General features: G+C 69.4%; 19 protein-coding genes. All 19 read right to left on the reverse strand.

The genetic code is table 11. The features are described 5' to 3' along the window. Positions 1–29 precede the first annotated feature (29 nt). The 19 genes from BO996_RS09685 to BO996_RS09765 all read right to left on the reverse strand — a co-directional run bounded on the left by BO996_RS09685 (position 30) and on the right by BO996_RS09765 (position 24,176). Entirely contained in the window at positions 30–470 is a 441-nt protein-coding gene (locus BO996_RS09685; RefSeq protein ID WP_071954616.1) for a DUF3613 domain-containing protein, read from the reverse strand. A 10-nt stretch (positions 471–480) separates the two neighbouring features. Continuing rightward, on the reverse strand, positions 481–1,449 hold the full coding sequence (locus BO996_RS09690; RefSeq protein WP_232240497.1) for a tetratricopeptide repeat protein: 969 nt from the start codon (positions 1,447–1,449) through the stop codon (positions 481–483). Positions 1,450–1,520: 71 nt separating this feature from the next. Then, a complete protein-coding gene (locus BO996_RS09695; protein WP_063326961.1) occupies positions 1,521–2,525 on the reverse strand; it encodes a type II secretion system F family protein in 1,005 nt (334 codons plus the stop codon). A gap of 54 nt (positions 2,526–2,579) precedes the next feature. Further along, positions 2,580–3,542, reverse strand: a complete 963-nt coding sequence (locus BO996_RS09700; RefSeq protein WP_034391047.1) for a type II secretion system F family protein — start codon at positions 3,540–3,542, stop codon at positions 2,580–2,582. After that, on the reverse strand, positions 3,539–4,861 hold the full coding sequence (locus tag BO996_RS09705; protein WP_012203993.1) for a CpaF family protein: 1,323 nt from the start codon (positions 4,859–4,861) through the stop codon (positions 3,539–3,541). The genes BO996_RS09700 and BO996_RS09705 overlap by 4 nt, the downstream gene beginning before the upstream one ends. 7 nt (positions 4,862–4,868) lie before the next feature. Beyond that, a complete protein-coding gene (locus BO996_RS09710; protein ID WP_071954618.1) occupies positions 4,869–6,353 on the reverse strand; it encodes an AAA family ATPase in 1,485 nt (494 codons plus the stop codon). A 4-nt stretch (positions 6,354–6,357) separates the two neighbouring features. Continuing rightward, positions 6,358–7,857, reverse strand: a complete 1,500-nt coding sequence (locus tag BO996_RS09715) for a type II and III secretion system protein family protein (RefSeq protein ID WP_063326959.1) — start codon at positions 7,855–7,857, stop codon at positions 6,358–6,360. Between the two features lie 25 nt (positions 7,858–7,882). Beyond that, positions 7,883–8,929 (reverse strand): Flp pilus assembly protein CpaB, encoded by a 1,047-nt coding sequence (cpaB, locus tag BO996_RS09720; protein ID WP_071954619.1) that lies wholly within the window; start codon positions 8,927–8,929, stop codon positions 7,883–7,885. Positions 8,930–9,121: 192 nt separating this feature from the next. After that, a complete protein-coding gene (locus BO996_RS09725) occupies positions 9,122–9,631 on the reverse strand; it encodes an A24 family peptidase (protein WP_232240498.1) in 510 nt (169 codons plus the stop codon). A gap of 62 nt (positions 9,632–9,693) precedes the next feature. Beyond that, entirely contained in the window at positions 9,694–9,870 is a 177-nt protein-coding gene (locus BO996_RS09730) for a Flp family type IVb pilin (protein ID WP_013803750.1), read from the reverse strand. Between the two features lie 91 nt (positions 9,871–9,961). Then, complete coding sequence (locus tag BO996_RS09735; RefSeq protein ID WP_013803749.1) at positions 9,962–10,138, reverse strand: Flp family type IVb pilin; 177 nt, start codon at positions 10,136–10,138, stop codon at positions 9,962–9,964. 105 nt (positions 10,139–10,243) lie between these two features. Beyond that, positions 10,244–11,977, reverse strand: a complete 1,734-nt coding sequence (locus tag BO996_RS09740; protein WP_071954621.1) for a TolC family protein — start codon at positions 11,975–11,977, stop codon at positions 10,244–10,246. Next, positions 11,977–13,353 (reverse strand): HlyD family type I secretion periplasmic adaptor subunit, encoded by a 1,377-nt coding sequence (locus tag BO996_RS09745; RefSeq protein ID WP_043823924.1) that lies wholly within the window; start codon positions 13,351–13,353, stop codon positions 11,977–11,979. The genes BO996_RS09740 and BO996_RS09745 overlap by 1 nt, the downstream gene beginning before the upstream one ends. Then, positions 13,350–15,221 (reverse strand): peptidase domain-containing ABC transporter, encoded by a 1,872-nt coding sequence (locus BO996_RS09750; RefSeq protein WP_071954622.1) that lies wholly within the window; start codon positions 15,219–15,221, stop codon positions 13,350–13,352. Before BO996_RS09750 ends, BO996_RS09745 begins: the two co-directional genes overlap by 4 nt. A 99-nt stretch (positions 15,222–15,320) precedes the next feature. Beyond that, a complete protein-coding gene (locus BO996_RS29640; RefSeq protein ID WP_232240500.1) occupies positions 15,321–16,142 on the reverse strand; it encodes a hypothetical protein in 822 nt (273 codons plus the stop codon). Further along, on the reverse strand, positions 16,094–16,804 hold the full coding sequence (locus BO996_RS29645) for a hypothetical protein (protein ID WP_232240501.1): 711 nt from the start codon (positions 16,802–16,804) through the stop codon (positions 16,094–16,096). Before BO996_RS29645 ends, BO996_RS29640 begins: the two co-directional genes overlap by 49 nt. Continuing rightward, entirely contained in the window at positions 16,771–18,516 is a 1,746-nt protein-coding gene (locus BO996_RS29650) for a hypothetical protein (RefSeq protein ID WP_232240502.1), read from the reverse strand. Before BO996_RS29650 ends, BO996_RS29645 begins: the two co-directional genes overlap by 34 nt. A gap of 112 nt (positions 18,517–18,628) precedes the next feature. Next, positions 18,629–19,153 (reverse strand): OmpA family protein, encoded by a 525-nt coding sequence (locus BO996_RS09760; protein WP_071954623.1) that lies wholly within the window; start codon positions 19,151–19,153, stop codon positions 18,629–18,631. 82 nt (positions 19,154–19,235) lie between these two features. Continuing rightward, positions 19,236–24,176, reverse strand: a complete 4,941-nt coding sequence (locus tag BO996_RS09765; protein ID WP_071954624.1) for a hypothetical protein — start codon at positions 24,174–24,176, stop codon at positions 19,236–19,238. Positions 24,177–24,391: the final 215 nt, after the last annotated feature.

Genomic DNA, 24,391 nt, shown 5'->3' on the forward strand with positions numbered 1-24,391 from the left:
GTTCCTGCAAGCCGTGGCCGGGGCCGGCCTCAGTTCTTGCCGCCGGCTTCGACGCCGGTCTTGTACAGGGCGGGGATTTCCGTCTCGAAGCTCTTGAGGTAGCGCGCATAGCTGCGCCGCGCCTGCTCGCCCGCGATGGGGCGCGCACGCTGGCCCGGCTGGCTGTGCTGCATTTCCAGCAGCCGCAGGGTGCCCCCGCCGATGTCGATCTCGCGCCGGGGCAGGTACATCACGGTTCCATCGGGGTTGGTGTAGAGCGTGTAGCCGACCAGGATGGAGTCGGTGGAGGGCTCGGCGAACACATGGGGCCGTGCATCCACCTGCTCGGGCGGGCTCTGCACTTCGCCGAAGGCCTGGGCATGCAGCGCGGCCGCGGGAAGCAGGGCCAGGCCGGCGGCCAGCAGCCAGGGGGCCAGAGCGTTGGCGACTGCAGTGCGGCGCGGTGGTTCCATGCGGTATGTGTCTGGCATGTCGTGCTCCTCAAAGTGGCGAGGCCGGTGCTGCGCCTGCGGCGCCGGGCGGCTCGGAAAGAAGAATGCGCCGGGTGATGCCGGCCGGCAGGGTCTCGGGCAGGGCCTCGGTGGCGCGTGCTTCGGGGCGGGTGCCCAGGGTCGGCACAGGGGGTAGTGCAGGGGGCAGCACAGAAGGCGGCACAGAAGGCAGCACAGGGGCGCTGGACACAGCGGCACCGGCACCGGCCTCGGCGGGCAGGCTGTCGCCGCGCAGGCGCACGGCATCGCGCACGCTGGTCAGTTGTGCCTGCAGGGTCTGCAGCGAGGTCTGGTCGATCATGGGCAGGGCGCCCTTGGACTGGGGCTGGGCCAGCTGGCGCAGCAGCTGCGACGCCTGGGCCTGGTTGCCGCTGGCCAGCCAGAACAGCGCCATGTTCAGCTGCACCCGTGCGTTGGCCGGGGCGAGTTGCGAGGCCTGCATGATGGGCATCTGCGCGGCGGCCAGCCGGCCGTCGAGCATGTGGGCGTAGGCCAGGTCACTGAGCACGTTGGCGTCGATGGGGTTGAGCTGGCGCGCCTTGTCCAGCTGCTCCACGGCCTGGCCATACTGGCCCTGGCTTGCGTACAGCAGGCCCAGGCCGCGCCGCGCCCGCGCCGTGGTGGCGCCCTGCAGCAGCGCCAGGTAGGCCTGGCGGGCCTGCTCGACCTGGCCGGTGTTGCGCAGCGCGTCGGCCCGCATCAGGCGCGACTCCGGGTTCACGCCGTACTGCTGCTCGAAGGCTTCGGTGTGCGCCAGCGAGGCATACCACTGGCCCGCCTGCTGCATCTGCGTGATCAGGTCCAGATAGGTCTGGGCGTTGTCCACCTGGGTGGCCTGCTGGGCGTTCTGCAATTGCTGCTGGGCCTGGGCGGCGGTTTCCTGCTGCGCGGAAGGGGCGCCGTAGCCCTGCGGTCCCTTGCTGGCGCAGCCGGCCAGGGCAAAGGCCAGGGTCGCCATGGCTGCCAGGGTTGCAAGGGGTGCCGGCGCTGGCGTCCGCCCTGCGCGGGTGTTTTCCTGGTGTCGCATGCCTAGCGTCCTCCCATGGTGGTCAATGCCCTGATCACGGCCAGGAAGCCGGGGCCCGCCGTGATGACGAGCAGGGCGGGCAGCAGCGTGAGGACCATGACGCCCGTCATCTTGACGGTGATGGAACCTATCTTTTCCTTGAAGCTGGCCTGGCGCTTTTCGCGCAGCCGGATGCTGAATTCCCGCAGCGGCTCCTGCACGGCGCCGCCATGCTTGTCCACCTGCACCAGCAGGTTGACGATGGCGCTCATGTCGTCGTCGGCGCTCATGTTGACCATGCGCTGGAAGGATTGCTCGCGCGTGCGCCCGGTGTTGTAGAGCTGGTTGGCCAGGGCCAGTTCTCCGCTGATGACGCGCAGCACGCTCTTGAATTCCGAGGCCAGGATCTGCAGGCTCTGGTCCACGCTCAGGCCCACGCCCTGCAGCAGCCGCAGCAGGTCCACGAACAGCGGCAGTTCCTCGACCACCTGCTCGCGCCGGCCCTTGGCCCGCGAGCGCAGAAACCATTTGGGAAGCATGAGCCCCAGGCTCACCCCGAGAAAGCCGTAGATCAGCGCCGCGTTTTCGCCGGGGCGCAGCACACCCAGCGCCAGCAGGGGCAGGACGACGCACAGCACCATGCGGCTGGCCACATAGGCCATGCTGCCGTTGCGCGTGCCCACGCCGGCCTGGTCCAGCAGCTTGCGGTCCTCATCGGCCAGCAAGGCCTTGGCCACGCCCCATTGCAGCCAGGCCGGGGGCGGGAGGTTGGCGGCCACCGCCTGTGGCGAATCGGAGGAACGCACGTTGATGGACAGCGGGTTGAGCAGCTGCGCGTCGTTGGCCTGCATGGCGCTCTTCGTGGCGGCCTTCGGGGTCGATGCGGTATCGCGCGCCTGTAATATCCTGGCGACCTGGCTGGAGGCACGGGCCGAGCGCCACAGCTTCCACACCAGGGCGCAGGCCCACAGCACCAGTCCCAGCGCGCCCAGGCTGATGCTGGCGATCCACAGTTGCTGCGTGGTCATGCGTGGCTCCTTGCGCAGACGGATGGGTGGGCCTGTGACTGTGCTGTCATGGGTTCACCTCAGCTTGGCCAGCCGGTAGAGAAGAAAGGCGCCCAGGGCCTCCAGGGCGGCGGCGACCAGGACCATGGTCTGGCCGCTGTCGTCGTTCCACATGCGCATGAAGTAGCCGCGGTTGATCACCATGATCAGCGTCCCCACCACCAGGGGCAGCAGGGCCAGCACCCAGGCCGACATGCGGATCTCGGAGGACAGCGCATGCAGCTCGCGCTCGGCGGACTGGCGGTCGCGGATGTAGGCCGAGACACGCTCCAGCACCAGGTCGGCGCGGCCGCCATAGCGCACGCTCATGCGGAACACGGCGGCCAGCAGGCCGAATTCGGGCAGGCGCCAGTTGCGCTCCAACTGGCCCATGGCCTGCCCCAGGTCGGGCGATGCGCTGAGCATGGCCGCCGCCTGCTGCAGCGCGTCGCCCAGCGGATCGGGGACATTGTTCAGCGCCATCTGGAAGGCGGCGTGCGGCGAGTTGCCGATGGAGATCAGGCGGACCATGTTGTCCAGGAAGCCGGGCAGTTGCTGCAGCAGTCTTTCGCGGCGCTTGGCCTGCCGCCGCCAGATGCCGAAGGCCAGCACCACGGCATACAACACGGCCACCACCAGCCCCGCGGCAGCACCTGCCTGGCTGGTCGCCAGCAAGGCCAGCACCAGGCCGGTGATGGCGAACAGGGCCAGGGTGTTGGACGAGATTCCCCAGGACTGGACGCCCAGCCGCTGGGCCAGCCACTGCACGGCAGCGGGTGAGGGCGCGGGCTGCGCCGCGGGGGCGCGGAAGGCGGGCTCGGCCATGGGCGGGGAGGGCGAGATCACCTCCCGGTGGCCGTCCACGCTGCGCTTCATGTGCAGGTTGATTGACTGCTCATGCTCCTTGCGGCGCCCGCGCATGATCACCCACAGCGCCAGTGCCAGCAGCAGGCAGGCCAGCGCGCCGAGGATGAGGACGGCGGGTGCCAGGCCTGTCATCGCACGCCTCCGTGGCCGGTCTGCTGCTGCATGCGCCACCAGCTCAGCAGCTTGGGCGAGTGCGGCGAGATGCCCAGCGACACCCACTGGTCGATCTCCTGCCCGTCAGGGCCCACCTGGGGCTCGTAGCGGTACAGCTCCTGCATGGAGATCATGTTGTCCGTCATGCCCGTGACCTCGGTCAGTGACAGCAGGCGGCGGCGGCCGTTGGACAGGCGGCCGATCTGCACGATGAAGTCCACGGCATTGGCGATCTGGCGGCGCAGGCTGACCTCGCTGCCCTGAAAGCCCGCGAAGCCGGCCAGCATTTCGGCGCGGTACAGGCATTCGCGCGGCGAGCTGGCGTGGATGGTGCCCATGGAGCCGTCGTGGCCGGTGTTCATGGCCTGCAGCAGCTCCAGCACCTCGCCGCCGCGCACTTCGCCGACGATGATGCGGTCGGGCCGCATGCGCAGGCTGTTGCGCAGCAGGTCGCGGATGCTGACGTGGCCCGAGCCGTCAAAGCCGCCGGGGCGGCTTTCCAGTCGCACCACGTGGTTGTGGTTGAGGGCCAGCTCGGCCGTGTCCTCGATGGAGACGATGCGCTCGCTGCCCGGGATGAAGCTGGCCAGCGCATTGAGCAGGGATGTCTTGCCCGAGCTGGTGCCGCCGCTGACCAGGATGTTGCAGCGCGCCTGCACGGCCATCTCCAGGATGCGGCAGATGTCCTGGTTGAAGGTGCCCAGCTGCACCAGTTCGGGCGGTGTCAGCGGGTCCTTGCGGAACTTGCGGATGGAGACCGAGGGGCCGTCGATGGACAGCGGCTCGATGATGACGTTGATGCGCCCGCCATCGGGCAGGCGGGCATCGACCATGGGGCTGGACTCGTCCAGGCGCCGGCCCAGCGGCGCCAGGATGCGGCGCACGATGCGCAGCACATGCTCGTCGTCCTTGAAGTGCAGCGTCTCGCGCTGCAGCACGCCGCCGCGCGAGACGTAGATGTTGCCGTGGCCGTTGATGAGGATGTCCTCGACCAGCGGGTCTTCCAGCAGCGGCTGCAGCGGCCCCAGTCCCGTGAGCTCGCGCGTGAGGGCGCGCGCCACCTGCAGAGCCTCCTGCTCGTTGACGGGCACGGAGTGCAGGCGGATGAAGCTGTCCAACTCCATCAGCACGAACTGCGCGATGGCGGCCTGCGACCAACGGCCGAACTCGGCACCCAGCTCCTCGATGCGGCTGAGCAGGTGCTCGTGCGTGCGGTTCTTCAGGTCGAGGAACAGCGCGCTTCGCTCGAACTCGCTGGCCTGGGCGTCGGCCAGATGGGAATAAGCCGTGGTCGTCATGGTGCGTTCAGCTTCTTGTTCGGTGGAAGAAACGGTTCAGGCCCCGGGCGGGCGCGGCCTGATCGCCCGCATGGGCCTGGTGGTGGGTGGTGATCAGCAAGGTGGCGAGCTTTTCCACGGCCTGCACATAGGGCTCGCGCTGCAGCCGGCTGGGCAGCAGCTGGCCCTGGTTGACGGCCTGGACCAGTTCGCGCCGGCGCTCGGGAATGGTGGCCAGCAGCGGCAGCTGCAGTTGCCTGGCGATCTGCGGGGCCTCCAGCTCCAGCTGGCTGTCGTGCCGGCTGACGATGAGCTGCACGCGCTCGCGATCGACCTTTTGCTCGTCGAGCTGGCGCAGCAGCTCGGTGGTGGAGACCACGCTGGCCACGCTCTGGTCGCAGACCACCCAGATCTGGCTGGCGCGCAGCGCCACGCGCATGGCCAGCTGCGTGGGCACGACGGCCCCCAGGTCGGCCACGATGTGGCGGAAGTACTGGCGCAGGCGCAGCAGCAGCGCGTCGGCATCGGCATAGGAGACGTCGCGCAGGCGGGCGGGCTGGCGCGGCAGCGTGAGCAGGCGCAGGCCGCTTTCATGGCGGGCCAGTCCCGTCGATGCCAGGCGCCGGTCGAAGCGGCGCAGGTTGTTGACGGCCTCGATGAAGTCGAAGTCGCCCAGCGTGCCCAGGTACAGCCCGCAGTCGCCGCTGGGAAAGCCCAGGTCGATGAGCAGGCCGTCCAGCGTCTCGTTGCTGATCTCGCGGGGCGTGGCGTCCTTGCCCGGCACGGCCGTCGTGCCATGCAGGCGCTTTTGCAGGTACCAGGCCAAGTGCGATGCCATGAGGCTGCTGCCCAGGCCGGCGCGGGCCGACATGATGGCGGTCAGCGGCGCGTTGGGCATGCCCGAGGCCGACGGGGGCACGCGCTTGATCAGATCGATCACCGTCTGGTGCGCGGCCTGCACGGGGCCGTCCACGTCGAGGAAGTCCTGCACCCCGGCGCGCAGCGCGGCCAGCATGCACTGCGGGTACTTGGTGCGGCCCACGGCCAGGCAGGGCAGGTGGGGGTGGGAGATGTGCAGCTGGGAGGCCAGGTGGGCCGCCTCGTCGGTGGACAGCGGGTCGAAATGCACGAGCACGGCATGCGGCATGTAGCGCTGCACCTGCTCGGTGACGTTGTCCTGGAACCGCGCCACATGCAGCCGTGCGCCGTCCAGCATGTGCTGCAGCCAGGCCTGGGCCAGCGAGCTTTCGGGGGTGCCTGCGTGGATGAAGAGCAGCTCCACCTGCAGGTCGTTGTCGAGCGGCTGCGGCGTCGGGCGGGGCGCGGCGGGCGCGGGCATCCTGTCCAGCGGTGACTTGTCCTGCGCGAGCGCATCGGTGCCGGGCTGCGGCTTGCCGGCCAGCGAGGCCGAGGAACGCAGCCCCAGCAGGGTCTCCAGCGAGGTGGGTGAGCCGATGGCCGGCGAGCCTGTGGCGTCCACAGGCGAATCGGTTGCGGTGGGCTTGCTTGTCATGTCGTCAGTACGAGAAGCCGGGTACGGCGGTCTGGGTGCTCATTCCGCCGGCGAGGTAGGGCAGCCAGACCTTGCCGGCGTTGCGCTGCTCGGATTGCGCACCGGGCAGCAGGGCTTCGAGATTGGTGCTGGCGGGAAGCGGGTGGACCAGGCGCGGGGTGACGATGATCACCAGCTCGGACTCTTCCTGCGTGTAGTTGAGGTTCTTGAAGAAGGTGCCCAGGATGGGCAGATCGCCCAGCACCGGCACCTTGCTGACGTTGGAGGTGGTGGCACGGCTGACCAGCCCGCCGATGACGAAGCTCTCGCCATCGGCCAGCTCCACCGAGGTGTCGGCGCGGCGCGTGCGGATGGCGGGCACGGTGACGCCGCTGATGGTCACGCCGCTGTTGAAGTCCAGGTCGCTGGCCTCGGGCGAGACCTTCAGGGCGATGCGATCGTCCGACAGGATGGTGGGCGTCAGCTGCAGCTTGATGCCGAATTCCTTGTACTGGATGGCGATGTTGCCGTCGCGCGCGGGCACCGGGATCGGCAGCTCGCCGCCGGCCAGGAAGCTGGCGTTCTGGCCGGTCTGGGCCAGCAGGGTCGGCCGGGCCAGCACGCGCGCCATGCCATTGCCTTCGAGGATGCTCAGCTGCGTGACGATGCCGGCGCCGCTGAAGGCCTTGCCGAAGGTCATCACCAGGCTCATGGCGCTGGCAATGGCCGACGATGTGTTGTTGGACACGCCGCCCGAGCCCGTGCCTCCCGTGCCTCCCGAGCCGGTATTGCCCGTTCCCGTTCCTGTCCCCGTGCCGTTGGTATTGGTGCTGATGCTGCCCACCACGCCGGGGCTGAAGCTGCCGAAGCTGAAGCCCTGGTTGTTGCGCCCGCCGCTGTAGATGTTGACGCCGATGCGCTTCATCGCGGATTTCTTGAACTCCACCACCTGCACGTCCACCTGGACGGTGTTGCTCTTGACGTCGATCTGCGAGTTGTCCACCAGCAGCGTCTGGGCGGGCGCGTACTGGCGCAGTTCGGCCACGGCCTGGGCATGTTCTGGAACCGAGGTCAGGCGCTTTTCCAGCAGCAGGTGCTGGCCGCGGACCTGGACCTCCCAGCGCTGGGGTGCGCCACCTTTCTGGGGCCACACCACCAACGTGGTGCTGCCCTGGGCCTTGGGCGTGAGCAGCAGCTCGGTGCCGCCGGAGCCGGAGCCGGCACTGGCGCCGGAGCCCGGCGTGGCGCGCAGCAGTTTCACGTCCAGCACATTGGGGTCGCCCACGGCGATGCGGCCCGGAATACTGGCCAGCGGCATCAGGTGCTGGCGTCCGGCCACCAGCTGCAGGGAGTCGCCAGAGGGCATGTCCCCGGCGCCGGGGGCGTGCATGCCCTGGACGGCAGCGGTGTCCGCAGGCGCCGACACCGCTGGCGGCAATGCCAGCAAGGCCATGCTGCCGCACAGTGTCCAGACCGCGCGCTGCAGCGGTGTTGCTCCGGCCGTCGAGATGTTCTTGCACTTCATGGCATCTCCCTCTTGTTGTGTGTTTTCAGTAGTTCACCATCTGCACCGCGGCTCCGTTGTGCAGCTCCACGGTGCGTTCGCGCGGGGCCCGCTGCGGCGGCGGCCGCACGGCGGGTGCGAAGGCCGTCATGGGCTGGGCGGCAGGCTTGCGGATGTTCTTGGCGTCGGCGCCGGTGGCCAGGTCCTGCATGCGCAGGCCGGCGAAGGCGCGGTCTGCACCCTCCAGTGCCTGGTCTTTCCGGAGGCGGCCCGCCACCGGCTGCAGTGCGCCGGGCAGGGCGGCGAAGAGCTTGGGATCGGGCACGGACAGGTCGTCCGGGTTGCGCAGCGCCAGGGTGAGCTGGCCGAATTTCTCGGCAAGGGTGAGGCGCTCCACATCGTCCAGCGGCACGGCGAGCACGGCCGATTGCACGTTCTCAGGGCGCTGGCCCGTCTGATCCGCAGCGCTGGCGCGGCGCAGCGACGAGCCTGCCAATTCCTTGTCCTGCTGCGCCTGGCGCTGGACGGCCGACATGGGCGGGCGTTCCACGCTGCCGGAGCCGTAGGCCAGCACGCGGCTGCGCGCCAGCAGCAGCCGGGTCTGCGCGTCCACGGGGGCCTGGTCGGACTTGCCGTCCAGCGTGAAGTAGACATCCACGAAGTCGCCGGGGCGCACATGGTGGCCCGCGGCCATCTGCTCCCGGATGGCAATCGCCAGGGCGCGCTGTCCCGGCTCCAGCTGCAGCGCCAGGCCGCTGAGCAGTTGCTGCTCGAACAGCGGGGTGCCCGGGGTGAGCGCCATCAGCGTGGTGCGGCCCAGCACGTCGTCGGTCGCGGCAAAGCTGCCGGGTACGGGGGCGGGCAGCTGGGCCAGCTTCACATCCTCGCTGCCGATGCGCTGGCCTGCGGCAATGGCCTGGGCCACGACCACGACGGCATGCTGCGGCACGGGCTCGGGGGCCGGCTGCGCCGAGGCGGCCGGTGAGGGCTGGGCCACGGGGCCTGCGGGCTGGCTGCCCAGCAGCCAGGCAAGGCCTGCGAGCACGATGGCCAGCCCCACCAGCAGTCCGGCAAGAATCTTGGTGAGGTTCATGGCTGGGGCTCCTGGTGCAAGTGGGTGGCGACGGTGTTCAGGCATGGGGGCTGCCCTGGCGCTTTCCTGCCATGGCGCAGAGGGTCCGCCAGGGCAGGAAAGCGTCCGGATAGCGCACGGCGGCGGCTTGCGGCGGGGCCGGGCCGTGTGGTGCGTGGCGAGGGGAAAGCGATCGGCATGGGCATCTCCCGTTCAGGCAAGCGGCTGGCTGTGGCGCCAGGCCAGGGCGATGGCCGCAATGGCCATGTAGCCGGCATAGGGAATGGAGCGCTGGGGCTGGCGCGGTCCATCGGTGGCGCCTGCGGGCTGAGACGCAGCGCCCAGCGGTGCCAGGCGGGCCGCCCAGGCCAGGGGCAGCCGGGCCTGCAGCCACAGGCCGGTGGGGCTGTGGCTCAGGTGGCGCAATGACAGCACCAGAAGGCCGTGCAGGCCGGCCAGCAGGCTGCCGCCAGTCCAGATCAGCAGCAGGTCGAAGCTCAGCCCGAACCACAGCCCTGCGACCGCGCCGAACTTGACGTCGCCCGCTCCCATCCAGCGCAGTGCATAGAAAGGAAGCAGCACGACAAACCCCGCCAGCAGTCCGGCCAGCGCGTTCCAGGCCGAGACCTGGAACGGCTGCGCCCCACTGGCCAGCGCCCCCGCGCCTGTGGCCAGGCCGAGCAGCACCATCCAGTTGCGCACGCGCCGGATGCGCAGATCCATGACCGCAATCGTTGCGAGCCATGTGATGCAGACGCACAGCCATAGCGAGGCCCACTCCATCTTCAGGGGGCAAGTCCGTTGAGCTTGGTGGCAAGCCGGCTGAACAGTCCGTTCAGATCGGTACCCAGCGCGGTGGCGCCCACGACGATGCCCACGGCAATCAGGCCGGCAATCAGCCCGTATTCGATGGCGGTGGCGCCTTCCTCGTCTTTCCAGAAGTTCTTGATCATTTCGGTCATGGCATGGTCCTTTCGGTTTGCAAAATGCCTTGGCGCCGGGGGCGGAGGCAAGCCCCGCCCGAGCCCGGCCAGATCGCGCCGGAGCCGGCGCTCAGGGAACGAAGCCGGTGAGCTTGGTGGCGATCCGGGTGAACAGCCCATTCAGATTGGTGCCGAGCGCGGTGGCGCCCACCACGATCCCCACGGCGATGAGGCCGGCGATCAAGCCGTACTCGATGGCGGTGGCGCCTTCTTCGTCTTTCCAGAAGTTCTTGATGATGTCGGTCATGGCATCGTCCTTTCGGTTGCAAAAGCCCATCGTTGTCGATGGCGGCGGCTGGCGATGGGCAGAAGCCGGCCGCTGCACGGGAAACCTCACCTGCCGCTTCTCACTTCACCACTGCTGTCGCGAGGCGGTGGTTGGAAAAGCGTCTGAAACGGGGCGCAACTGCTGCTCAAGGCGCAGCTGTATTCGTTGGGGCATGGCGCTGGCGGACAGGGTGGCCACGGCAGCGTCCTGGGGTTCGGGGCGGATGCGCGAGGGCGCAGGGCCGGGTTGGATGTCGGGCGCAGGGCCGGGTGCGTTCCCGGGCTCGTCCATGGGGGCAGTGCCTGGCGCACCACCACCTGCCGGAATCGGTTTTTGCGGGGTGAACAGCGCGTTCAGCCAATGGTCGGGCGGGTCCTGGGGCAGGAGGCGGCCGGTGGTGCGTGCCAGGCGCAGTTCGTTGATGCGCTGGTCGTAGATGGCGTCGGCCTCGTCCAGCAGCAGGCGCTGCATGTCCAGCTGGGCGTCCAGCACCTGGGCCAGGCTGCCGCGCCCGACTTCGAGCAGGCGGCGGCGCCCCTCGAAGGCGGCGCGCGCCTCGCGCACGGCGTCGGCCAGCTGGCTTTCGCGCTGGCGGCCGGACTGGGTGCGGCCCCAGGCGGCGGAGGCGGTTTCGCGCACCTGGCGGCGCACGGTTTCCTGCTGCGCTTCCTGGGCCTGCAGTTCGTTGATGGCCTTGAGGATGCGGTCGCGCAGCTCGAAGCCGTTGCCGAAGTTCCAGCTCAGCTCCACGCCGTAGCGCGTGCCCTCGGCATAGAGCACGCCGCTGGGGTCGCGCGTGTGGGCCACCACGGCGGCCAGCGTGGGAAAGCGCTGGGACTTGCTGCGGTCCACTTCGGCGCGGGCCTTCTCGATCTGCTGCTCCATCTCCTGCAGCTCGGGGCTGACGGTTTCGGAGGCCTGCAGGGCCGAGTCCTCGTTGGCCGGCATCCATTGCACGGGCACGTTGAGCTGGGGCAGCCAGCCGGGCTGGGGCGTGAAGCCGAAGTAGCGCGTGAAGCGGGCCTGCGCATCCATGCGCTGCGACTCCAGCGCGTGCTGCTGGGCCAGGGCGCCGGCCTGGCGCGAGGCGGCCTGGCGCAGGTCGTTGCGGCCCACGGCGCCCAGTTCGGCGCGGCGCTCCTCGATGCGCGCCAGCTGGCCGATGATGCGCGCCGACTCGGCCGCCACGCGGGCCTTGTCCTCGAAGCGGTGCAGCTCCAGCAGGGCGGTCAGCGCCTCCAGCAGCACGTTCTGGCGCGTGCCGTAGAGCACGCTGCCCTGGGCCGCCTCCTGCGATTCGGCCGAGCGTATGCCCGCGCCGATGGCGCCGCCGTCCAGCAGGGCCATGCGCACTTCGGCGTTGACGGCGGTGTAGGACTCGCGGCCCCGGCGCAGCTTGGCATCGCCCGTGTTGGTACCCACCTTGAAGGTGGGCCAGCGCGCGCCGCGCGCGGTGTTCACGTCATGCCCGGCCGATTCCAGCGCGGCGCGCGCCTTGCGCACGTCGGGGTATTCGTCGATCAGGGCGTAGAGGGCATCGAGCAGGCGGCGCTGCCCGCCGTCGCTGGCCAGGGTGCCGGGCGTGAGGTGCTGGGCCAGGCGCAGGACCACGGGGTCCGGTGTTGCGGATACGGGCGCGGCTGCTGCAACCATGCCGATGTCCGTATCAAGGTCCCTGTCCACCGCAGCCACGGGCGCGGCAGCGGCCTGCAGCGCCTGCAGTGCGGACAGGCAGCAGGCAGCGGCCAGCAGCTGGCGCAGCCGGGCGTGGCAGCGGGCGTGCCAGCCCATGGAAGGGGAGGTCGGGCGGCCTGGCATCAGGGCTCCCGGAAGGCTTCGCTCTGGATGCGCAGCACGGGCCGCAGCAAATACCAGATAAAGGGTTCGTGGCCCAGCAGCAGGTCGAGCTCGGCCTGCATGCCGGTGGTGATGCGGTTGTCGGTGCGGCCCACCCAGGGCTGCTCCAGGCTGGCCTGGATGCGGAAGTACGAGGGCGAGTCGGCCAGGTTGGGATCGCGGTCGGCATCGGCAGCCACCAGGGTGACCTGGCCGGGCACCGAGCCGTAGCGCAGGAAGTCGTAGGCCGAGATCTTCACCCGGGTGGCCTGGCCGGGGTGCACATAGCCACGGTCGGCGGGGCTCAGGCGCGCCTCGACGATGACTTCGTCCTTGTCCGGAACGATTTCGAGGATGGGCTCGCCGGGCTTGACCACCCAGCCTGCGCCCGAGCTGCGCAGGCCCTTGACGAAGCCGCTGGTGGGCGCCAGCACGGCGGTGCGCGTGCGCTGGGTGCGGGCGCGGACCAGGTCTTCGTTGAGGCTGGCCAGCTCGCGTTCGGTCTGGGCCAGCTCGTCGGAGGCGCGGCGGCGGAAGGCACCCTGGGTCTCCTGCAGCTTGGCCTGGGCTTGCTCGATCTTGGCGCGGTTGCTGAAAAGCGTCTGGCGCGAGGCAGCCAGCTCGGCCCGCACCTGCTCCAGCGCCCGCTGCTTGTCCAGCACTTCCAGCTGGCCTATCAGCTGCTCGGAGGCAAGCTGGCCGGCAATGGAGGCCTCCTGCTGGTGCAGGCGCAGATTGGTCTCCAACCCCTCGATGCGCGCCTGCACCTGGGCCACGTCGCCGCGCGCCTGCTGCAGCTGTGCCTGGGCTGCGGCAAGGCTGCCCTGGTGCTCCAGCGCGCGCGCCGAGAAGGCGCCCAGTTCGGCCTGGACCACCTGCGCGTCCAGGTCGGCGGGGAAGGCGGTGCGCTGCAGCGGCCGGCCCTGGCTTTCCGCGCCCAGACGCGCCTTGACGGCCTGGGCCGTGGCCATGCGGGCGGTGAGCTGTTCGAGGTTGAGGCTGTTGCTGCCCAGGTCGATTTCCAGCAGCGGCTGGCCCTGGGTCACGGCCTGGCCTTCGCGCACATGGACGGCGGTGACGATGCCGCCTTCCAGATGCTGCACGGTCTGCACGCGGTCGGAAGGGATGACCTGGCCGCTGGCGACCACCACGTTCTCCACCGGATAGAACAGGCCGGTGACCACCAGGGCGGCGACGGGGATGACGAGCAGCCACTTGCCCCGCGCCAGGGCGGTGCGGCCAGGGGTGGGGGGCGTTGCGCCGGACGCGTCCGCAGGCGGCTGGCCGTGCACGGCCGCCTGCGCTTCGCTCGACTGGCGAAGCACCAGGGGGAGGTCGTCGTAGCGCCCGGCCCTCATGAGGCAAGCTCCTGCGCCACGGCGGGGTGATCGGCATGCGGAGCCGGGTCGGCCGGCGTTGCGGGGGCTGCGGACGCTGCGGGTGCTGCGGGAGCTGCGGAAGCCGCAGGCTCGCGCGCCGAGCCGAACAGCTGGGGCAGCAGCAGCTGGGGCGAGCCATGCTCGATGCCGCCGTCGCCGCGCACATGGTAGAGGTGCTGGGCCATGGAGGCCACGCGCAGCGAGTGCGTGACGACGATGACCGTGTGCTTGAGCGCAATCTGCCGCAGCGTCTGCAGCAGCGCGGTTTCGCTCTCGAAGTCCAGGTCGTTGCTGGGCTCGTCCAGGATCAGCACCGAGGGGTTGCGCAGGAACAGCTGGGCCAGGGCCAGCTTGCGCAGCTCGCCGGCCGACAGGCCCGCGCCGCCTTCGCCCAGCACGGTCTGGTAGCCCTGGGGCAGGCGGCTGATGAAGCCGTGCGCGCCCGAGATCTGGCAGGCGGTGACGATCTTGTGGTCGTCGGCATCGGGGTTGACCATGCGCAGCCCGTCCACGATGGGGCCGCTGAACCAGTACACCTGCTGGGCCAGGCAGCCTATCCAGCGGCCCAGTTCGGCGCGCGGGAACTGGGCCATGTCGTATTCATCGATGAAGATGCGCCCCTGCGTGGGCTGGTAGAGGCCGGCCAGCAGCTTGGCCAGGGTGGACTTGCCGGCGCCGTTGCGCCCCACGATGGCGTGCAGCCCGCCGGGGCCGATCTCCAGCGATGCCTGCTCCAGCGCCACATGGCCGCCCGGGTAGTGGAAGCTTGCCTGGTCCAGGCGCAGCCGGCCCTGGGGCCGGGGCAGGTCCACGGTGTCGGTCATGGCCTCGACGGGTTCCTCCAGCACGGCCTGCAGGCGTCGTGCGGCCTCGTTGGCATGGGCCAGCGAGCGCCAGTTGCTGGCCAGTTGCGAGATGGGGCCCAGCGCCTTGCCCGACAGCAGGTTCACGGCCATCAGGCTGCCGATGCTCATCCACTGCGCATTGATGGCAATGGCGCCCACGGTGATCACGGCAATGGAGAACAGCGTCAGCAGCACGGTGCTGGCCTCGCGTGCGTTCTCCATCTCGCCGTTCTTGCCAAAGCTCTCGGCCAGCCAGCGGTCATAGCCGCTTTGCCAGTTCTGGCGTGCGGCGGCGTCGTAGCCCAGCACCTTGAGCGTGGCGCGGGCATTGCAGATCTCGGCCGTGCCCCGGTCCAGCATGCGGGCCTGGGCGATTTCCTCCACGCGCCCGCTGCGCACCTCGTCGGCCCACCACCAGGCCAGCACGCCCATGATGAGCATGGCCACCAGAATCACCGGCAGCACGGGCCAGGCAATGATGCCGATGACGACCAGGGCCAGCAGGGCCATGGGCAGGTCCAGCAGCGAGGTCGCCAGGCCCCCGGACATGCCCGAGCGCATGGCGCTCACGTCGCGGAACAGCTGCAGCCACTGGCTGGAGGAGCGCTGCTCCAGCGCGGCCAGCGGGTGGCGCAGCATGGAGTGCATCAGCGCCTGGGACACGTCGCGGTCGATCATGGCGCCGGCTTCGCGCAGGGCGCGGGCGCGCCTGCGCCGCAGCCACCATTCCACACCCAGGAAGAACAGCACGCCCGCCACCATGGCCGTGAGGGTGGCGGTGCCGCCACGCGCAATGACGCGGTTGTAGACCTGCAGCAGGAAGATGGACGGCAGCAGGCCCAGCAGACTGATGGGCAGCGACAGCCAGCCAGCCCGGCGCAGCTGGTGCGCAGCCCGGTCGAAGGACTCGGCGATGGCAGATGCAAAAGCCCCCACCGTCTCCGTTCCCGACGGCATCGCCGTGGCCTTGGCCAACTGACGGGGAAGAAGGTATCGGATCATGTTCTGATGGGCTTAGTAAGCATCTTTACAAAATGTAAAGGTACTCGTTTCACAAACACTGTAGCGAGTTATATACAGCCCTCTATAAGTTTTATTCAATCAAGAATGCATGTTCATTTGTTTTTGATGTGGATCAAAGCAGGGAGCCTGAATAGACGCTATTAAATGGCCCCCGTGCCCACTGAAACTATCTCGTATGGCATCGGCCGCCAGGGCAAGATTGGTCGTGGCGCGGCCGGCCAACAAAACCGTATCGCCTTTATGGGTAGTTCTCAGCAGCGAGCAAATCAGCTGATTCAGATCGTCATACCAATTGACGTGCAAAAGATCGCCCAAGGCTGCCGCCAGCGGCCTGAGCGGCTCCCCGTACAGCAGCACGCGCCGGGCCTGGGCATCCCGCACCAGCGGCTCCAGGGCCAGCTGCGCAGCGTCGATGCTGGCCTGGCCGGGCTGTATGCCCGCCAGCACGATCAGCCTTCTGCTCACATGGGGAGCGACCGACTGCAGTTGGGAAAATGCAGCTGTCATGGACAGTAAGTGGTTGCTCAGGCTGTGGTCCAGCAGGCAGATTCCACTGGGCAGGAGCTGCGGCTGCCCGGCTCCGATCATGGGCTGCCAATGGGCCAGGGAAGCCTGCACCTGTGCGGGCGCATAGCCCAATGCATGCAGGGCCGCCAGGGCCGCCTGCGCATTGAGTGCCATGTGGTGGCCGTCGGATTGCAGGGAAATGCCCAGGCGCAGGCTGCCCATGCCTATTTGCAGATTTCCATTGTGAAACCCCATTTCACGGACCTGTGCATTGCAATGGGGGCCAAACGTGATCAGGCGCAGTCCCATGCGTTTGGCATGCTCAATAACACTGGGGTTTTCACCTATGTCCTGATCGGTGACCAGCGCACTGCCTTTGTGCATGAGCTGCATGGCTTCAAGCACTTCCTGCAATGCTTCGTATTTTCTTTCACCGGACAGACCGGCCTGTCCGGAGGGCTCGGACTCCCCTGAATGGGGGTGTTATTTATTGAAAGATTAGTAATAACCAGAATATCTGGGTCAATCAGCGGCAGGTCGCCGCGCAGTGCCTGCAATGGCAGCTCCAGCAGGGCGCAGGGCGAGGCCTCGCTCCAATTGATCATCTGCAGCGCCGTGCCCTGGGACAGCAGGGCATCGCCACGCGCGTCCCCCCCGTCCTGCAGGCACTGGCGCATCATGCCCAGGGTGGAGGTCTTGCCCACGCAGCCGCTGACGGCGACCACGGGCGACTGGATGCGGCGGCGGGCCGCCTGCGCCAGATTGCGCAGGCCCTCTTCCATATCAGGCACATGCAGCACCGGAACGCCGTGGTCCAGCAGGCCCTGCGGGCTGCTGCTGATAAGCGCCGAGGCGCGCAGCGTGGGCAGGGCCGCAGCCTGCACGCCCAGGGCCATGCCCGCACGCCGCACCAGCACGGCGGCGCCGGGCTGGTGGTGCAGGCGGCTGGCGTCCAATCCCGCGCAGCCGGTGCCGCTATCTGTGCTGGGCTCTGTCGTTGCATCCACCCAGCGCCCGTTCATCAGTTCGGCCAGGGAAGCTCTGTCCCAGGACATGGGCGGGTACATGGAGCCGGCGGGGGCGGGAAAGCCGGCTGGCCCGCAGTCTCATCGGCCCGCGACGCGAGGGAGAGTGATGGCGAGGGCGGGGAAGCTTTGGCAGGGCTGTCGCCCGCGCTCAAGCCGTGGCCTGCCTGCGCAGGCAGCGCGTCTTCCCCGGATTCGGCAGCGGCATGGCTGGTGGCCGCGCGCAGTGCCTGGGTCAGGGCGTCCAGTAGTTCCAGGCCTGCCAGGCTGGATGCCAGCAGCCAGGCGATTTCGCGCGGGGACTGCAGGACCTGGCGCAGGCTGCCATCGGCAAAGGCTGCATGGCGGCGCCGGGCGGGCGGCAGGTACAGCGCCTGCTCAGGCCAGATGGCGCGCTGGGCCATGCCTTGCAGATGGCGCTGCAGGCTGATCTGCCATTGGCGCAGCAGGTCGGTGGGCTGCGGCTCCAGGCCTGCGTCGAGCTGCAGGCTCTCGACCAGGGCAATGCCTATCCAGCGTGCACAAAGGGCGCCTGCCTTCTCGACACTTTCGCCATCGTCGCCATCGTCGTCGCCATTGCCGTCATTGCCGCCATCCATGCCCAGCAGCTGCGGCAGCGCGGCCTGCAGGAAGGCGGCAGGCAGGGCCGCCGTGTCGGGCAGGGCGCTGCGCGCCGCGCGCAGCGTGGGGCTGTCGCTGGTGGGGGGGCGCGAGCTTGCATAGACATGCATGGCCAGCTCGGCCCAGGTCAGCATGGGCTGGCCGGAGCGGGGTGTGCCTGCTTCAGCGGCATTGGCGGCAGCGGCGGCAGCCTTGGTGGTGCTGGCCGAAGCGGCAGCCATGGACAGCAGGCTTTCCGCCAGCGGGTCCATCAGCGCCGGAATGCGGGCGCGGGCCTGGCTGTCGGCTCCCGGCCCGAGGACAAAGCTGTTGCGCAGGTGGCGGGCCAGCACCAGCATGGCCAGCGCGCTGGGCAGGCAGTCGCCGGGCAATGGCTGCAGCCGTTGCTCCACATGGTCCACGGCCAGCGCAATGGCCTGCGCCAGCGCGGCGCTGCCCGCATGGCGCTGGGCCTGCAGCAGGGCGTAGGTCACGCCCAGGTGGTCGCAGACATCCCCGCAACCGGGCCAGCTTCCGTCCTTGCCCTGCTGCGCCAGCAGTTGCTGCAGCGCAGCGTGCACGGGCACGAGGTGGGGCCAAAGGCGCTGCTCGGGCGGGTCGGTGCGCGGCACGGCCAGGGCGGGCTGCTCCCCGCTGATATAGATGCCGCGCAGGTGCAGCAGCAGGCAGGGCGGGTGCAGGGGCCGTTGGGCGCTGCCTGTTTCACTGCCCAGCGGGTGCGGATCTGGCAGCAGGGGCTGCAGCAGCTGCGCACGCTCCAGACCGGCATCAGCCAGGGCCAGGGAGCGCATGGGCGCCTGGGTCCAGGCCCTGCAGTCCGGCAGCGGACTGTCCGCCTTCAGGGGCGTGATGTCCTGCGCCCAGTCGATGCGCAGATCGACCTCGTCACGCTTGCGGGCCCAGGCCCATTGGCGCACGCGTGTCGCACCCTCGCGCCAGGCAGCCTCCAGCGTGGTGGCGCGCACGTGGAAGACGGAGGCAACCTTGTTCTCGGCCGACACCGTGAAGAAAAGAATGCAGCCGGGGTAGGGTTCGGGCAGCAGCACCATGTGCCGTGCCAGGTACTCCAGGCCATTTGCCAATTGCTGCGACAACATGCTCTCGGCCTCGGTCAGGGTCATTGGGAGGCTGCTCTTCCCGTGGGGACGGGACGCCGGGCCGCGGTGCACCGACCGCGTGCGGATCTGTTCCTTCATGGCGGCCCGGCGGCAGGCGGATGCGGAGCGCGGCGGCTCAGCGGTAGTCGAATTCCACGCGCCGGTTGCGCTGGTGGGCTTCTTCGCTCGTGCCTTCGTCGGCCAGCCGCTCCTTGCCGTAGCTGACGGACTCCACGCGGGCTGGGTTCACGCCCAGCAGCTGCAGGCTGTTGCGCACCGCGTCGGCACGCTTTTGGCCGAGCGCCAGGTTGTATTCGATGCCGCCGCGCCTGTCCGTATGGCCGCGCAGCATCACCGAGCGCCCGGGATTGCTGCGCAGCCACTGCGCATGGCTTTCCACGATGGCCCGGTCGCTGTTGCGGATGGTGTAGGCGTCGAAGTCGAAGTAGACGATGTGGGCGACGTTGGCGGGCCCGCGCTGGTCGGCCTGCGTGGTGGCCACCACGGGCGCGACGCCGGAGCTTGCCGGCGCCGGGGCCGGGGTCTTGCCGAAGGCGTAGTGGTGCTCGGAACGCTGCGTGCTGGTGGTGGCGGTGGATCCGCAGGCGGCCAGCCCTGCGGCCAGCAGCACGATGGTGCACAGCCTGAAAGTGTGTGACATGGAGGATCTCCTGGGACGTGCGCCGCCACCGTGGGGCGGCGGCGCAGGGGATGGATGCGGCGCCCGCAGGCGCCGCGGCCGCTCAGAGCAGGGTGTTGTGGTGCAGTTGCTGCGTCAGCACGCTGGCTGCTGCATCGGCCGTGCTGCTGGCATGGCTGCTGATGGAGGTGGCAATCGGATCCAGCTCGGCGACCGAGGCCGCTGCCGCGTGCGATGTGCCACCCAGCAGGCCACCGAGCAGCCCGCCGCCGGACGATCCCCCCAGCAGCCCGCCCAGCAGGCCGCCGCCGCTGCTGCCGCCACCCAGCAGGCCGCTGACGATGCCGTTGTTGCCGGCCACCGTGTTGACCACGCCGCTGACGATTCCGTTGTCGCCGGCCACGGTATTGACCACGCCGCTGACGATGCCGTGGTCACCAGCCACCGTGTTGACCAGCCCGCTGACGACACCGTTGTCACCCGCCACGGTGTCGACCACGCCGCTGACGATGCCGCTGCCACCGGCCACGGTGTCGAGCACGCCGCTGACGATGCCGTTGTTGCCTGCCACCGTGTCCAGAACGCCGCTGACGACGCCGTTGTCACCGGCCACGGTGTTGAGCACCCCGCCGACGACGCCGTTGTCGCCCGTCACGGTGTTCAGCAGGCCACCGACCAGGCCCGATCCGCCAGTGAGGCCACCCAGCAGGCCGCCGTCACCGCCCAGCAGTCCGCCAACGATGCCGTTGTCGCCCACCACCGTGTCGAGCAGCCCGCCGACCAGGCCGGAGCCGCCCGTCAGACCGCCAGTGAGGCCGCCCAGCAGGCCGCCGTCGCCGCCCAGCAGTCCGCCAACGATGCCGTTGTCGCCCACTACCGTATCGAGCAGGCCGCCGACCAGGCCGGAGCCGCCCGTCAGTCCGCCCGTGAGGCCACCCAGCAGGCCGCCATCGCCGCCAAGGACGCCGCCCAGCAGGCCGCCGTCGCCACCCAGCAGACCGCCGACCAGCCCGTCATCGCCGAGCACGCCACCCAGCAAGCCGCCGTCGCCGCCGACCACACCACCCAGCAGGCCATCGCCGCCGGTCAGGCCGGCCAGCACGCCGTTGACGGTGCCGATCACCGGCTGCAGTGCCTGGCCCGGGACCTGCGTCAGACCGTTGGCCAGGTCCGTCACCACACCCAGCGGACCACCGTTGACCTGGGTCACGCCTTCCACCAGGCCCGTGACCACGGACAGGGCGCCGGTGCCGGGGTCGATCAGCGCATCCAGCACCTGGCCCACAGGCGCTCCGGCCGTGCCGCCAAGCAGGTCGCCAACGGTGTTTTGCACCGTGGTGACAAGGCCGTCGCCGCTGCCTGTGCCGCCGCCCGGAACCAGGCCACCCAGCAGACCGCCGACCAGGCCGTCATCGCCAAGCACTCCACCCAGCAGGCCGCCATCGCCGCCCAGCAGGCCGCCAACCAGGCCATCATCGCCAAGGACACCGCCCAGCAGGCCACCGTCGCCACCCAGCAGACCGCCGACCAGGCCGTCATCGCCAAGCACTCCACCCAGCAGGCCGCCATCGCCGCCCAGCAGGCCGCCAACCAGGCCATCATCGCCAAGGACACCGCCCAGCAGGCCACCGTCGCCACCCAGCAGACCGCCGACCAGGCCGTCATCGCCAAGTACGCCGCCCAGCAGGCCGCCATCGCCGCCAAGGACGCCGCCCAGCAGACCGCCGACGAGGCCATCATCGCCAAGGACGCCACCCAGCAGGCCGCCATCGCCGCCAAGTACGTCGCCCAGCAGGCCACCGTCGCCACCCAGCAAGCCGCCGTCGCCGCCGACCACACCACCCAGCAGGCCATCGCCGCCGGTCAGGCCGGCCAGCACGCCATTGACGGTGCCGATCACCGGCTGCAGTGCCTGGCCCGGGACCTGCGTCAGACCGTTGGCCAGGTCCGTCACCACACCCAGCGGACCACCGTTGACCTGGGTCACGCCTTCCACTAGACCCGTGACCACAGACAGTGCGCCGGTGCCGGGGTCGATCAGCGCATCCAGCACCTGGCCCACAGGGGCGCCGGCCGTGCCGCCGAGCAGGTCGCCAACGGTGTCCTGCACCGTGGTGACAAGGCCGTCGCCGCTGCCTGTGCCGCCGCCCGGAACCAGGCCGCCCAGCAGGCCGCCGACCAGGCCGTCGTCGCCAAGCACGCCGCCCAGCAGGCCACCATCGCCGCCCAGCAGACCGCCAACCAGGCCGTCATCGCCAAGCACACCACCCAGCAGGCCACCGTCGCCACCCAGCAGACCGCCGACCAGGCCGTCATCGCCAAGCACGCCGCCCAGCAAGCCACCGTCGCCGCCGATCACGCCGCCCAGCAGGCCGCCGTCGCCACCCAACAGGCCGCTGACCAGCTCGCCAATGCCGCCTTCACCCAGGCCGCTGCCCAGGCCGGCAATCAGGCCGTTGAGGGTGCCGATCACCGGCTGCAGGGCCTGGCCGTCCACCTGGGTCAGGCCGTTGACCAGTTCGGTCAGCACGCCCAGGGGGCCGCCGTCCACGCTGGTCAGGCCTTCCAGCAGGCCGGTGACGACCGAGGCCGTGCCATCGGTGGGATTGGTCAGCGCATCCAGCAGTTGGCCCACAGGGGCTGCGACGGTGCCGCCGAGCAGGCCGTCCACCACATCCTGCACCGTGGTGACCAGGCCATCACCGCTGCCGCCGCCCGTGCCGCCCGGGATCAGGCCGCCCAGCAGGCCGTCCACCAGCTCGCCGATGCCGCCCTCGCCCAGGCCGTTGCCCAGGCCGGCAATCAGGCCGTTGAGGGTGCCGATCACCGGCTGCAGGGCCTGGCCGTCCACCTGGGTCAGGCCGTTGACCAATTCGGTCAGCACGCCCAGGGGGCCGCCGTCCACGCTGGTCAGGCCTTCCAGCAGGCCGGTGACGACCGAGGCCGTGCCATCGGTGGGATTGGCCAGCGCGTCCAGCAGTTGGCCCACAGGGGCTGCGACGGTGCCGCCAAGCAGGCCGTCCACCACATCCTGCACCGTGGTGACCAGGCCTTCACCCGTGCCGCCGCCCGTGCCGCCACCGGGCACCAGGCCGCCCAGCAGGCTGCCGACCAGTCCGCCCAGCCCATCTTCGCCCAGGCCGTTGCCCAGACCGGCAATCAGCTCGTTGAGCGTGCCGATCACGGGGGCCAGGCCTTCGCCGTCCACCTGGGTGAGGCCATTGACCAGCTCGGTCAGCACACCCAGGGGGCCACCCTCGACATTGGTCAGGTTCTCCAGCGCGCCGGTCACGGTGGACAGCAGTCCGTCCGTGGGATTGGTCAGCGCATCGAGCAACTGGCCCACGGGGGCCGCCACGGTGCCGCCCAGCAGGCCGTCCACGACGTCCTGCACGGAGGTGACCACGCCGCTGTCCGGCGTACCGGGAGGATTGCCCGTTCCGCCGCCCACCAGGCCGCCCAGCAGTCCGCCCACGCCGGCCAGCAGGCCGCCCAGCGCACCGTCTTCGTCGAGCAGGCCGCCGAGCACGTTGTCCACTACCGTACCGATGGAGCCGCCGGAGCCCGCTTCGTCCAGGCCCTTGAGCAGCTCATTGAGCGTGCTGATCAGGGGCTCCAGGCCCTGATTCTGGATATTGACCAGGCCGTCCACCAGCTCGGTGAGCACGCCCAGCGGCCCGCCATTGGTGCTGGTCAGGCTCTCCAGCAGGCCTGTCACCCCGGACAGCGTGCCGCTGCCGGGATTGACCAGCGTATCGATCAGGTTGCCCACCGGACCGGCGACCGTGCCACCGGACAGCGCACCCACCACGTCCTGCACTGAGGTGATCAGGCCATGGCCGTCCGTGGGATCCGTCGGATTGGTGGGGTCCGTGGGATTGGTCGGGTTGGTCGGGTTCGTCGGATCCGTGGGATTGGTGGGGTTGGTCGGGTTCGTCGGATCCGTGGGATTGGTCGGATTGGTGGGGTTCGTGGGATTGGTCGGGTTCGTAGGATCCGTGGGGTTGGTCGGATTGGTGGGGTTCGTGGGATTGGTCGGGTTCGTGGGATCCGTGGGGTTGGTCGGATTGGTGGGGTTCGTGGGATTGGTCGGGTTCGTGGGATCCGTAGGGTTGGTCGGATTGGTCGGGTTCGTAGGGTTGGTTGGGTTCGTGGGATCCGTGGGATTGGTCGGATTCGTAGGATTGGTCGGATTTGTCGGGTTCGTGGGATTGGTCGGATTCGTGGGGTCCGTCGGATTGGTCGGGTTCGTTGGGTTTGTTGGATTGGTGGGGTTGGTCGGGTTCGTAGGATCCGTGGGATTGGTCGGATTCGTAGGATTGGTCGGATTTGTCGGGTTCGTGGGATTGGTCGGATTCGTGGGGTCCGTCGGATTGGTGGGGTTTGTCGGGTTCGTGGGGTTGGTCGGATTCGTGGGATCCGTCGGATTCGTCGGGTTGGTGGGGTCGGTCGGGCGCGGGGGCGCCGGATCGTCGTCGCTGCTGTTGGCTGCTGCGATCAGGCCCACGCCGCCCGCGCCGATCAGGCCGGCCAGCAGGAAGTCGCTGAGCACGGAGCCACCGGCTGCGGCTGCGGCGCTTTCCTTGGTGACGATCAGGCCCAGGGCGTCGCCGTCATTGGCGGGTGCCACCTGGACGTTGCCAGAGGCCAGGTCCAGCACCATGGCCCCTGCGCCGTCGCCGTCGCGCTGGGTCAGCGTGGCCTGCGTGCCGCCCTCGAAGGTGCCGACCAGGGTCTGGCCGTCCTTGCCCTGGAACAGCGCCTTGGCGCTGCCGTCGGCGGGCACGATGATCTTGTCGCCCACCTGCAGCGCGCTGCCGGGCTGGGCCATCAGGGTTTCTCCGTTGCGCACGATCTGCACGCCCGGGCTGACCTGGGACATCGTGGCGGGACCGGCGCCCCGGGGCATGAGCACCGCAGCCGCGCCGGGCTGCGTGTTCGATGTGCCCAGCTGTGCAAGCACAACGGTGGAGGGCTGCTGGTCAGCAAACTGCACGGGGCTGACGGTGGTGTTGCCAGTGGGCTGCATCGATTGGGCGGTCATTTGCTCTCTCCAGACAAGGGTTGAAACGACAAGGTCAGACGGTGGCTTGGAAGCCGTGAAATCTGTCGAGCCCTTTTGTGCAACATGCATGCCATGTGCCGGTGGCAGGTCTGGATGGCCTAGGAATCTTCCTAAGATATTGATTTGTATGGTTTTTGTTATTGATCACAATGTCTCAGCAACGGTCTGTTACGGCACACGTTACGTAACGCCGC

The organism is Delftia sp. HK171 (assembly GCF_001886655.1).
GTDB classification, from domain to species: Bacteria; Pseudomonadota; Gammaproteobacteria; order Burkholderiales; family Burkholderiaceae_C; genus Comamonas; species Comamonas acidovorans.

Coding starts and splice junctions, on each gene's coding strand:
- BO996_RS09685 (WP_071954616.1), bottom strand. CDS start 470: ATGCCAGACACATACCGCATGGAACCACCGCGCCGCACTGCAGTCGCC.
- BO996_RS09690 (WP_232240497.1), bottom strand. CDS start 1,449: ATGGCGACCCTGGCCTTTGCCCTGGCCGGCTGCGCCAGCAAGGGACCG.
- BO996_RS09695 (WP_063326961.1), bottom strand. CDS start 2,525: ATGACCACGCAGCAACTGTGGATCGCCAGCATCAGCCTGGGCGCGCTG.
- BO996_RS09700 (WP_034391047.1), bottom strand. CDS start 3,542: ATGACAGGCCTGGCACCCGCCGTCCTCATCCTCGGCGCGCTGGCCTGC.
- BO996_RS09705 (WP_012203993.1), bottom strand. CDS start 4,861: ATGACGACCACGGCTTATTCCCATCTGGCCGACGCCCAGGCCAGCGAG.
- BO996_RS09710 (WP_071954618.1), bottom strand. CDS start 6,353: ATGACAAGCAAGCCCACCGCAACCGATTCGCCTGTGGACGCCACAGGC.
- BO996_RS09715 (WP_063326959.1), bottom strand. CDS start 7,857: ATGAAGTGCAAGAACATCTCGACGGCCGGAGCAACACCGCTGCAGCGC.
- cpaB (WP_071954619.1), bottom strand. CDS start 8,929: ATGAACCTCACCAAGATTCTTGCCGGACTGCTGGTGGGGCTGGCCATC.
- BO996_RS09725 (WP_232240498.1), bottom strand. CDS start 9,631: ATGGATCTGCGCATCCGGCGCGTGCGCAACTGGATGGTGCTGCTCGGC.
- BO996_RS09730 (WP_013803750.1), bottom strand. CDS start 9,870: ATGACCGAAATGATCAAGAACTTCTGGAAAGACGAGGAAGGCGCCACC.
- BO996_RS09735 (WP_013803749.1), bottom strand. CDS start 10,138: ATGACCGACATCATCAAGAACTTCTGGAAAGACGAAGAAGGCGCCACC.
- BO996_RS09740 (WP_071954621.1), bottom strand. CDS start 11,977: ATGCCAGGCCGCCCGACCTCCCCTTCCATGGGCTGGCACGCCCGCTGC.
- BO996_RS09745 (WP_043823924.1), bottom strand. CDS start 13,353: ATGAGGGCCGGGCGCTACGACGACCTCCCCCTGGTGCTTCGCCAGTCG.
- BO996_RS09750 (WP_071954622.1), bottom strand. CDS start 15,221: ATGATCCGATACCTTCTTCCCCGTCAGTTGGCCAAGGCCACGGCGATG.
- BO996_RS29640 (WP_232240500.1), bottom strand. CDS start 16,142: ATGCAGCTCATGCACAAAGGCAGTGCGCTGGTCACCGATCAGGACATA.
- BO996_RS29645 (WP_232240501.1), bottom strand. CDS start 16,804: ATGTCCTGGGACAGAGCTTCCCTGGCCGAACTGATGAACGGGCGCTGG.
- BO996_RS29650 (WP_232240502.1), bottom strand. CDS start 18,516: ATGACCCTGACCGAGGCCGAGAGCATGTTGTCGCAGCAATTGGCAAAT.
- BO996_RS09760 (WP_071954623.1), bottom strand. CDS start 19,153: ATGTCACACACTTTCAGGCTGTGCACCATCGTGCTGCTGGCCGCAGGG.
- BO996_RS09765 (WP_071954624.1), bottom strand. CDS start 24,176: ATGACCGCCCAATCGATGCAGCCCACTGGCAACACCACCGTCAGCCCC.